This is a genomic window from Shewanella sp. UCD-FRSSP16_17 (assembly GCF_001675935.1).
GTDB lineage: Bacteria > Pseudomonadota > Gammaproteobacteria > Enterobacterales > Shewanellaceae > Shewanella > Shewanella japonica.
Genome location: NZ_LZFV01000001.1, coordinates 900263 through 911651, shown reverse-complemented (window position 1 = coordinate 911651; position 11389 = coordinate 900263). Strand labels below are relative to the sequence as shown.

At 40.0% G+C, this 11389-nt stretch carries 9 protein-coding genes; 5 read left to right on the top strand and 4 right to left on the bottom strand.

Annotated elements, in window-relative coordinates; translation table 11 throughout:
* Position 1: 1 nt before the first annotated feature.
* Complete coding sequence (gene ppk1 / locus A9267_RS03855; RefSeq protein ID WP_065108297.1) at positions 2–2128, bottom strand: polyphosphate kinase 1; 2127 nt, start codon at positions 2126–2128, stop codon at positions 2–4.
* A 328-nt stretch (positions 2129–2456) separates the two neighbouring features.
* Between ppk1 and yegD the strand changes: the two genes are divergently transcribed.
* The 4 genes from yegD (at position 2457) to A9267_RS03835 (ending at position 5992) form a co-directional block, all read left to right on the top strand.
* Complete coding sequence (gene yegD, locus A9267_RS03850; RefSeq protein WP_065108296.1) at positions 2457–3821, top strand: molecular chaperone; 1365 nt, start codon at positions 2457–2459, stop codon at positions 3819–3821.
* Positions 3822–3913: 92 nt separating this feature from the next.
* Positions 3914–4336 (top strand): CreA family protein, encoded by a 423-nt coding sequence (locus A9267_RS03845; RefSeq protein ID WP_055024496.1) that lies wholly within the window; start codon positions 3914–3916, stop codon positions 4334–4336.
* Between the two features lie 260 nt (positions 4337–4596).
* Positions 4597–5079 carry a PH domain-containing protein gene (locus A9267_RS21730; protein ID WP_156669092.1) on the top strand — a complete coding sequence of 161 codons (483 nt, stop codon included), beginning with the start codon at positions 4597–4599 and terminating at the stop codon, positions 5077–5079.
* A 268-nt stretch (positions 5080–5347) separates the two neighbouring features.
* Positions 5348–5992 (top strand): CatB-related O-acetyltransferase, encoded by a 645-nt coding sequence (locus tag A9267_RS03835; protein WP_065108294.1) that lies wholly within the window; start codon positions 5348–5350, stop codon positions 5990–5992.
* Between the two features lie 144 nt (positions 5993–6136).
* Here the strand turns inward: A9267_RS03835 and A9267_RS03830 are convergent, their stop codons facing one another.
* The 3 genes from A9267_RS03830 to pdsR all read right to left on the bottom strand — a co-directional run bounded on the left by A9267_RS03830 (position 6137) and on the right by pdsR (position 10271).
* Positions 6137–7333 (bottom strand): cystathionine beta-lyase, encoded by a 1197-nt coding sequence (locus A9267_RS03830; RefSeq protein ID WP_065108293.1) that lies wholly within the window; start codon positions 7331–7333, stop codon positions 6137–6139.
* 80 nt (positions 7334–7413) lie between these two features.
* Complete coding sequence (gene pdsS, locus A9267_RS03825) at positions 7414–9579, bottom strand: proteobacterial dedicated sortase system histidine kinase (protein ID WP_065108292.1); 2166 nt, start codon at positions 9577–9579, stop codon at positions 7414–7416.
* On the bottom strand, positions 9579–10271 hold the full coding sequence (pdsR, locus tag A9267_RS03820; protein ID WP_065108291.1) for a proteobacterial dedicated sortase system response regulator: 693 nt from the start codon (positions 10269–10271) through the stop codon (positions 9579–9581). Before pdsR ends, pdsS begins: the two co-directional genes overlap by 1 nt.
* A gap of 230 nt (positions 10272–10501) precedes the next feature.
* On the opposite strand from pdsR, the gene pdsO reads away from it, so the two are divergent.
* Positions 10502–11317 carry a sortase-associated OmpA-like protein PdsO gene (gene pdsO / locus A9267_RS03815; RefSeq protein ID WP_197495505.1) on the top strand — a complete coding sequence of 272 codons (816 nt, stop codon included), beginning with the start codon at positions 10502–10504 and terminating at the stop codon, positions 11315–11317.
* Positions 11318–11389 lie beyond the last annotated feature (72 nt).

Sequence of the window (11389 nt, the reverse complement as noted above, 5' to 3'; positions counted from 1 at the left end):
TTTAAGCCTCTTGTGGTAATTCTGCTTGGTTCTTATTGTTATGTTTGACTGCTAATGCAGTTTTTACTTTCTTTTCGTAGCTATTAAGGTATTGATGAATAGCAACTTGACTACGAAGTTTGCGTTTGTTTCCTCTAGGGTTATAGCGATTATCATGCTGCTGATTAATCACCCTAGACTTAGTATTATCTTTAAATTGCAATGAAAGTATAGCAATAACCATTTGTTTTAACTGCTTATCATATACTGGGGTTGAGACTTCAATTCGTTCGTCAATATTACGCGTCATCCAGTCAGAGGATCCAATAAACAGTTTTTGTTCGCCGCCAGCATGGAACAACATCACCCGTGAATGCTCTAAATAACGATCGATAATACTATAAACCTTGATGTTGTCGCTTTGCCCAGTTATTTGCGGGATCAAACTGCACATACCACGGATAAGCATAGTGATTTTGACACCGGCATTCGAGGCTTCATATAGCTTATTAATCATGATGTCATCCACCAAATTATTCAGTTTTAGCTGAATACTGGCAGGCTTGTTTTGTTTAGCTTGTGCAATTTCATCATCGATTAAGCTTAAAAAGCGTGTTCGCGAGTTATAAGGCGAGACGATGAGATGATTAAATTCATCTTTACGGTAAGGTCTTTCAATTAAATCAAAAACTTGTTTGACTTCACCTGCAATATCTTGATTGGCGGTAAACAACGAAAAGTCAGTATAAAAACGGGCTGTTCCTTCGTTAAAGTTACCTGAACCTATGTGGCAATAATACTGGGTTTGACCATGCTCTTTACGGCCTATGAGGCATAATTTTGAATGGACTTTTAAACTCGGAATACCATGATGCACAGTCACTCCAGCTTCAGCTAAGCGCCGAGTCCAGTTAATGTTTGATTCCTCATCAAAACGGGCTCTAAGCTCAATGATTGCGGTCACTTGTTTACCATTTTTAACCGCATCAATCAGTGACTGCATAATGTGGCTTTTCTTCGCCACTCGATAAAGGTTAATTTTAATGAATTTAACAGCTGGATCGTAAGCGGCTTGTCTGACTAATTCAGTAAAATGAGAAAACTTATGATACGGGTAATTAAGCATAATATCTTTATGCCTAATTGCATCAAAACTGTTGTCAAACGCTAAAAATTGACTGCTATCAATAGGATGAAGCTTCTCGTTTACCAGTTTTTTTCGACTTGGATTGGGGAAGTCCATAAAGTCTTTGAAGCTATGATATCGGCCGCCCGGCACAAGACACTCTGTAGAGCTGATATGCAAGTGTGACTTTAGCATTTCTAGCATATCTACAGGCATATTGCGGTCATATACTAGCCTCACGGGTTGAGCATTTAAACGTTTTTTAATCCCTTTTGTCATTCGTTCAAGTGTTGTCTGTTCAAGCTCATTACTGATGTTGTAATCCGCATCTCGGGTCATTTTCATTGAGAGAACTTGAATGGTATCGAACTCAAAAAAAGGTCTAAATAAATCATCAATACAGTGACGTATAATATTATCTAGCAATATTAAGTGTTTAATTTTTGATGTTTTTTCAGTTGGTAGTTCTAAAAATCGCGGTACATTCTTATTGGGCACTTCCACCAAAGCGTACTCTTTATTATCGCCCGATTGCAGGCTAGCGACTAAGTAGGTAGTCCCATCAACTAAGTGCTGCACTAAATCACTTTCATCGGTGACGATATGGGGGGCTATATGACGCTTTAATTGATTTTTAAAGTACTTCTTAAGCCAGGCACTGTGAAACTCACTCAGTTGAGTCTCGTTAATTAAAAAGATATTACAGCGGGCTAACTCTTTCATTAATACAGGATAAATTTGATCAAACTTCTCTTGTAAGTCGAATACTTTTTCCTGAATTTTGTTCATTAATTGCTGGTACTTAATTTGTTTAGAACTGATACCAGAAACGAGTATCGCTCGTCTCACTGCAGCGACTCTGACCTGAAAAAACTCATCCATGTTACTTGAAAAAATCCCTAAGAACCTCACTCGCTCAATGAGAGGTACAGAAACATCATAAGCTTCCTGTAATACACGTTCATTAAATGACAACCAAGATAGTTCTTTATCAACGAATTTTAGATGACGGGATTCAGTCACATTTTGCTCCTGCAAAGCATTGCGGTAATACTTTCATAAAAGCCATAATCGAATGGTGCGAAAATAATACGGTAGGGTGGAATAGCTAATTCACTGTTTAATATGAATAAAGTTCAAAAGGTATTTTAAGGCAGTAATATGACAATTTTGTGATGTTATTGAGGCGAACACTGTTTTCAGTAAATTCAATAGTGCAACAAATTGATTAAGCAAATTAAACCAATTGATGAAATTGTCAGCTAAATAACAGTGAACACAAAACTTTATAAGATCCGATATAAAGCTTGTGTTATTTTTAGCATTGATTTGAAATTTTGAGTGGTAAGAAATGTTTATTGGGTTTGATTATGGCAGTGCAAACTGTTCTGTTGGTGTAGAAAAAAATGGTGAAGTGAGTTTAATTCCAATAAATGGTGATAGTCATTTTTTATCCTCTACCTTATATGCAATGGATAGAGAGTTAATCGCAGAAGCGGTATATCAACGCATTGCACCAGAACTTCAGCCAGAATTTGCCCAGTTACGTTCATCACAATTAAGCCGTGCACGCCAAGTTCGCCATGAATTAGATATTTACCCTGACGAACAAGTGGTTTTTGTTGGGCCTGAAGCGATTGACGCATACCTGGAATTACCTGATGAAGGTTTTTATGTCCGGTCGCCAAAATCATTTCTTGGCGCCAGTGGTTTACGTCCAGAACAAGTTGCTTTGTTTGAAGATATCGTGACATTGATGATGCTAGAGGTTATGTCCCGTGCAAACAAATTAATTAATGAACCGATTACGCAAGCCGTTATTGGACGACCTGTTAACTTTCAAGGTATTGGTGGTGAGCAAAGTAATCAGCAAGCACAAACGATATTAGAAACGGCCGCAAAACGAGCTGGATTCACCGAAGTACGTTTTTTGTTTGAGCCAATGGCTGCAGCGATGGATTATGAAGCCTCTATGGATAGCAATCAAACCGTGTTAGTTGTGGATGTGGGGGGCGGTACGACTGATTGCTCTATGGTGAAAATGGGACCAGAGCGTCAGCATAAAACCGATCGCTCAGATGATGTTCTTGGTCACAGTGGTCAGCGTGTTGGCGGTAATGATTTAGATATTGCCGTTGCCATGAACTGTTTTATGCCGCATCTTGGTTTAGGCTCGAAACTAAAAAATAACTTAACAGTGCCTCGCCAACCATTTTGGAATGGGGTTGCTGTGAATGACATTAGTGCGCAGCGTGAATTTAGCGCATTGTCTACTGCTAAGTTGATTGATGAACTAATCAAGGATGCACAACAGCCACAATTACTGACTCGACTAAAATCCTTAAGGTTGCACCAAATGAGTTATCAGTTTGTGCGTCAAGCTGAGCAATCAAAAATTGGGTTATCCTCAGCATCAACGTATGCTGCAGACTTAACGTTTATAGAGCCAGAATTTGACGTCACTGTTGATCAAAATGAGTTTGAAATCGCTGTTGAGCAACCCGTTGCTAAGTTAGTCACTATTATGAAGCAAGCGGTAGGTGAAGCTGGTGTGTTACCTGATGTTGTTTATGTAACAGGCGGGACGGCAAAAAGTCCGGTGATACATCAATGCATTGCTGATCAGTTTACTGGTGCAGATATTGTTGTTGGCGATCACTTTGGTAGTGTAACCAGTGGATTAGTGCGCTGGGCAAGCAAAGAATTTAACTCTTAAGGAAAAGTCGCTTTATGTTTTCTCAATCAAGCTTATTTTTAAACAAAAAACTATCGTCAGCCTTACTGATTGTTGCAACAAGTTTCCTCACAATGAGCTGTAGTGATGATGTGGGTAAAGTCAGTTTAGGGGTGTTTACCACTAAAGATATTAAGCTCAATATGATGGTTGATCCCATTGTGACTGGGGTGACTTGTCATGTGGCAAGTATTGAAGCTGATTTAAGCTTTTCAGACCCATCAGATTCAGCTATTTCATGCCGCCAAACGGGTGAAATTACACCGGAAATGATTGCCGGTATTGATATGTCAGCATCGGGTGAAATTGTTTTTAAAAAGTCGAAAAGTATCTTTTTTAAGACGATGAAAATACGTCGTATCTTTGATAAAGAAAACCAAACGTTAATGTATGTGTCGTACTCAACCAAAGAGACATCAGGTAGTTATAAGCACAGTCTATCTACAGTACCTTTATGGGGAACCAAAGCGTACAGGCAAGCACAACCTGCTATTTAGTCTAGCTTTGTATAGCATTAACTGCTTGTATTGACTCGATTTAGTGTCGGAATTTGAAAATAACATTCAGATAAATAGCGTCGATGATGGCTATTAGACACTCATTGTTAGATATAAACATTAACGACTAGCAATGAGCTATTAAGCATTATCTGATAGTCGCTAATGAGTAAATATCAAATAACATGCTTAAGGCGAAGCTTCTATACTCAAACCTAAGGCATGAATCTGTTTTCTGTTAAATACATGAGTGAGGGTATATGGACTGTCCCTATTGCAAAACGAGCATTGCTAGCGGCGCAGTAAAATGCGCTGCCTGTTTATCTTTTTTATCAGGGCATACGTGTCCAGACTGCTGCCATACCTTGCCTGAAGGGGCAAAAGTATGCGGGTATTGTCATTATCGTTTTAGCCAAATAAGTGTTGATGTGACACAAATATCCATGCATTTTACTGCAGAAGTGCTTGCTTCATTATTGTTTCGTTTCCGTTTGTTGCCGCAAGAAATCATTACCGATGAAGATAAAATTACCATTAACTCACCGGGGATATTTCGTCTTTGGAATAATACTGACGAAGTGCCTTGGAATAAGATTGCTGGATTCAATTATCGAAGTGGGATCATCTGGGATAAAATTGAAATAGAAACACGTGGCCAAAAACCGAGTATCATTCTTGGGTTATCGAAACAAAATAGTGATGAGTTACGTAAGGTCTTGCAATCAATTGTGAATGCAAATTAGCCAAATTGATCTTTGTCTATCAGGTTTAGTACGGGCAGTTACTTACCCAAAACGATGTCAAAGTTAAACGATGTCAAAGTTAAACGATGTCAAAGTTAGAATAACAAATATATTCTACAAGTTACTATACATGTGTGTTATTGTAAGCTGTATCTATCGTAGAGTATCACAATGCAACTTATCCCGTTATTAAATCAACCTCGAATCCATTGACGAGCTCAATGTTAAGTAAATCATTTTATTATTTAATATTAGCTTGAGGTTATATATGCATGAAAGACACTGGTCTAGATTTCAGTTGTTACATGATGTCGTGACTAACTCCAATATCACAATAAAGGGAACACATAGCTATTATAGTGATAGTTGGGATAATGGTTTTGAAGAATCGGTTGTCAGGTATTTACACGGTGATGAAATCAGTCGTCATTGGGAGCCTAGATGGGAAATTGATAAGCTCCATATTGGTGATTACGTTTGTATTGGCGCTGAGGCCGTCATTTTGATGGGAGGAAATCACACTCATCGAACTGATTGGTTTTGCTTGTACCCATTAATGGATTACATCGATGAAGCTTACATTGGTAAAGGCGATACTTATATTCATGATGGTGTATGGATCGGTATGCGAGCCATGATAATGCCAGGTGTCACCATTGGTGAAGGTGCTGTCGTTGCTGCGAATAGCGTAGTAACTAAAGATGTTGCTCCTTATAGTATTGTTGGTGGTTCTCCTGCCAGATTAGTTAAATATCGTTTTGAGCCTGCTATCATCGAAGCGCTGACACTGCTCAACATTTATGATTGGCCTGCTGAAAAGTTTGAAACGTTAAAAAGGTATTTATGCGCATCAGATATACAGCAATTAAAGGCGAAAGCACTAGATTATGATGCTAATAAAAGTATTTCCTAAGATACTTGCTGGTTGAAGTGCTGCCATATTGCTGGTGGAATAATGGTTGAAACCGGTAAATCTTCACTCATTTAATAAAAAGGCCAAACAAGTATGTTTGGCCTTTTTGTATTTTCGCTAACGTTTTTAAACTAAATTGACGAGTTAACGTTTGGCTTCCACTTCTGCATAACGCTCAAAAGCGGCGGTTAAGTCTGCAATTAAATCTTCAGGATCTTCTAAACCAATATGCAACCTGATAAGTGGTTTGCTGCTATCCCATTGAGTGGCGGTTCTCAGTTTATTAATACCAAAAACACCAAGGATGAGGCTTTCATAACCTCCCCATGAAAAGCCCATTTTAAAGTGGCGCATATTTTCTACAAATGCAGTGACCGAAGCTAAGTTACCTTGTTTTAATACGAACGAGAACAAACCGTTACCACCACTAAAATCACGTTCAAAAAATTCATGGCCAGGACAAGTATCAAAGGCAGGATGACGGAGGTGATCCACTTCTGGACGGCTTACTAACCAATTAGCGACTATGCGTGCATTTTTATCATGTTGCGCCATACGTACGCCCAAAGTACGTAATCCTCGTGCAGCCATATAAACATCATCTGGCGAGGTGGTTTGTCCCATCAAATAGCTATTTTCACGCAATTGTTCCCAATGTGCTTCATTAGCTGTCGCTGTTCCCATCATGACATCAGAGTGGCCAACAATGTACTTGGTTGCAGCTTGGATTGAAATATCGACGCCCATCTCAAATGGACGTGAGTTGATTGGTGATGCCCAAGTATTATCAAGCATTACCACAATATCATGTTCATGGGCTATACGACTTAATGTCGGTACATCTTGAATCTCCATAGTGATTGATCCAGGAGATTCTAAGAACAAAACCTTGGTATTAGGCTGAATAAGTTCTTTGATGCCTTCGCCAATTAATGGATCGTAGTAGGTGGTCTCAATTCCAAAGCCTGCCAGTAACTTATTACACAGGTCTCGTGTTGGCTCATAAGCACTGTCGACCATAAGTAAGTGATCGCCACTTTTTAGAAATGATAATAAAGCACCACTAATAGCGCCTGAACCAGAAGGGTATAATGCAGTGCCGACACCGCCTTCAAGCTCACTTATTGCTTGCTGGAATGAGAAGTGAGTCGGTGTTCCACGTCTACCATAAAACATTTCACCATTAGTTTTGTTTTTTATCGCAAAACGCATGTCATCCATCGTGTCAAAAACAACAGTAGATGCACGAAATACGGGCGAATTAATAATGCCCTTAGTGTACTTTTTGTCTCGGCCAACACTGACAATTTGAGTGGCTAATTTATCTTGCTGGTGACTCATAAATGCATTCCCAATCTTTACAAGGTGATAGGCGTATTTGATATTTTAGCCATCCTAACATCTATACGGCTAAAATAAAGTTATTTTACTTCAGTTACAGGGAAGGTGAGCGTGAAAGTAACTCCCGTTCCATCTGCAAGGTTATCAGCTTTTATTGTCCCTTTATGGAACTCAGTAATTAGTCTGCCAATGTATAGGCCTAATCCTAAGTGTGGCTTACTTTGCACGCCTTGAGGACGGATCGATACCATTGATTCGAAAATTTGCTCACTCATGTTGACTGGCAGTAACGGTCCTCTATTGGTGACTTTTAAGGTAGCGATTTTGCCAGATAAAGTTAACGATACTTGTATGGGATCTTGAGTACTAAACTCAATAGCATTATTAATTAATTTATCCATCAATTGCGCTATGTACTCGGGCACGCCATTCATCATCATTTGGTTAGTCGCAATGTCGATTGCAAATTCGTTGTCTGGATAAGTGTATTGATAGCCTTGCATACAACCACTGACAACCTGTTGCAGCGGAAATTCACTGCGCTCGGCGTGGGACAAACTTGCTTCTAGCCGCGTAGCTTCGCTTAAGTTATTTAAGATTAAATGTAGGCGGCTAACGCCTTCTTGAGCACGATTAACGTATTTTTCACTTGCAGGTTCAAGCGGTTGAAGGCTTAGGTGTTCAAGTGACGAACGCACCACGGCAACAGGGGTTCTAAGCTCATGTGACAAGCGCGATGACATGTTTTCAAGGTAATGAGTATACTGACCAAGTCTGCCAACGATACTGGCAAAACTTCGAGATAAATCACCAATTTCGTCCCGTGTTTTAGACGGCACTATTTGTTGCCTGACTCGTCCTTGGCTATCAATGGCTTGCTCAGATTGATCACGCAATTTACGGATGCGACTAGAAATACTCGAGGCGAAAATAAATAAGGCAAGGGTGCCCATACTCATAATCGTTAAAATGACATTAAATAACTTTTCAAGGGCTCGGTTACGAAGAGTACGAATACCATGGGTGGTCTCTTCTGCTATAACAGCGCCCATCACTTTATCATCAATCCAAATAGGGCTTGCTGCCGCTAAAACGACCGCTTTATTGTCCGGGGTTAAGCGCCATGTTGAGCCGCGTTTGCCATTTAATGCTTGTTGAATATGACTACCACTTAACTCGGTTGAATCTTGCAGCGAATCAACAAAGTCCTGCGGAGGTTTTGTCAGAATTTTATAGTACAGAGGGAGTAAATGATCGCTTTTAAACTGACTCCAAGCACTACGAGTTTCGGTTTCATTTAAGCTCGAAGACCAGACATTATTATTGGCGCGAATATCCCCTGATTTTGCTAACACTCGACCATGATTATCGACAACCCAAATACGTGAACTGTTGTGGCTCATGCCTTTAATGATGTTTTCAATTTCTGGTGATGGCACCAGTACCGTACCAAGATGGGCAACTGAGTCGATGGCTGAGGTACCAATTATTGTATTAACTGTGCGAGTTTGAATATCATCGACATTATAGATGGCAAAACCAAGCTTACTGCCCACCATAGAAAGCGGCATTCTGAACTCGATATTGTAACCATCTTGAGTGGCTAGCCACTGTCCTTGAATACGTATTTCAGGCGTGACAGGCATTGATTGCGTAGGGTCTTGAGGTAGTTCAAATGCGCTTAACCAGCCATCTTGTGTGTTAGCAACAATATAGCGCCTAAATTGCCCATCTGGGGCTTGTGTGGCGATAACTAAGTGATCGTTTTTATCGACACGTAAGCTGTTTTTACTGCGATAAACGAGCTGTTTGTCATTGACTTGAAAAAAGCCATATAAATACCCGGCATATTTACCCACCATGTGCGTAAAGTGAATATCGACTGGTTGGTTTTCATTTCGATTAAAGATCACGTGCTCATTAGAGTAGTTAATCATTCGATGTTGGTATTGCTGCCAATCGTGCAGCTTACCATCTAATTGGATTGGGCCAGAAAGCGGGTAGGCGTATAAGTCACGACCTTTTTCAACCTGACTTAAAAAGCTGGCTTGATGATTAAACAGTTTTGGCCGTTCATGTAAGGCGGTGGCTAAAGCTTGAGTTGTACCTTCAAGGGTTTTTTCCTGGCCGTGACGTAAGTACTTTTCCATTTCCCATACATACTCGTACCCAAGCCAAGGTAAGCACAGCAAAAATAGCGATAAAATGACAACTTTGGCCCTTAGTCCAATGGGAATATTAAACATTAATTGACACTGTCCCAGCGATAGCCCATGCCGTAAACCGTATCAATACAATCAAAGTTTTTGTCGGCACTAATAAATTTTTTACGGATCCGTTTAACGTGAGAAGTAATTGTACTGTCATCTACAAATATCTTAGCTTCTTGCATTAAATCTTGGCGACTTCTGACATGACCTGGGTGTTTCGCCATGGCGTGTACCATCCAAAATTCAGTCACCGTGAGCTCAATCGGTTGTTGATTCCAATACACTTGAATACGATTACCATCAATGGTTAACGCGCCGTGTTCAATTAAATTATCTTCTACGTTGGCTGCGCCGATAAGTTCTGAACGTCTAAACAATGCAGCAATACGTGCGATTAAATGCGGGAAGCTAACATCTTTTGATAAATAATCATCAGCACCTAAACGTAAACCACAGACAGTATCAAAATCGCTGTCTCTAGCGGTTAAAAAAATGATCGGTAAACTACTAGACATTGAACGTAGTGACTGACATAAAGTAAAGCCACCGTCGATTTCACTTTCTAGGCCAATATCAATGATGGCAAGATCTGGTAATCGAGCATTAAATGCCAGCATCGCAGCAGGTCGGTTGGCATATCCCTGTACGCTGTAGCCCTGTTGCTGCAATAACTCTTTGTAGTTTTCTCTAATAGCGACTTCATCTTCAACGATGGCGATTCTTTTCATCTATTTAATCTTTGTTTTGGCTTATATGGCTGACTATACATGATTTTAACTGCAAAAAAATCGCCTCAGACACATTGCCATATTGTTGCCACATTTCATCTGCACATTGCCACTTTTATGCCCTGAGGTTGCCATTTCTGAGGTGTTTAATAGTGACATCAACTTAACGACACGCAGTAAACAAGTTGTTGAGTTCATTAATCACATTAAAACACTGAAAGGAAAATATCATGAAAAAACAACTAATCGCCATCGCTATCATCAGCAGTCTTTCTTTTTCAAATGTGTCACGAGCAGATGATGTTAATCATTTCGATGCAAGCGCCTATGACAATGATAACGATAATACTGAGTTGGTAGTGCAGGATGAGGAAAGAGAGCACACAGAAGAATTGGTTGGTCTCACATCTGGTGCTGTACTTGGTGCTGTCGTTGGTGGACCCGTTGGCGCCATCATTGGAGCATTCGCAGGTACGTTAATTGGTAAAACTGTCGGTGACGATACCGAAATTCAGTCGCAAAAAGAGTTATTAGCTCAACAGAAATTATCTATCGAAATGCAAACCTCAGAGCTTACTGCATTACATGAAAAGCAGCAGTCGCTTGCTGAGGTGACAGATGAATACCTTCATGTTCAAGCTCAGCTCTCTGACTTAAAAGCGGCGCAACAGCAGCAATTACAAGAGTTAGCGATTGGCTTAAATGTTCAGTTTAAAACGGGCTCTTCGACCATTGAACCTCATTTTGAGCAACAACTTGATGATGTGGCGTATTTGATGGCGTTATCACCGGAATTAAAACTGGATTTAACCGGGTATGCCGATAGACGTGGAGACAGTAAATTTAATCAAGCTCTGTCAGAGCAGCGATTAATAGAAGTGACAAGTTACTTAGTGAGTCAAGGTGTGTCAGCAGAGCGATTACATTCTCAAGCATATGGTGCTTCAGCGCCATTACATGAGCAACAAAGCTTTGAAAATGACTTTTTTGACCGAAGAGTGACATTAAAAGTTATGCCTGTAGGTGAAGCATTAGCTGCCAACTAATTTACCTACTTCATTATCGCCTTGAGCAAGTTGCCATTAGGTATTGGTTTAGGGCGATATTGAATTCATGGA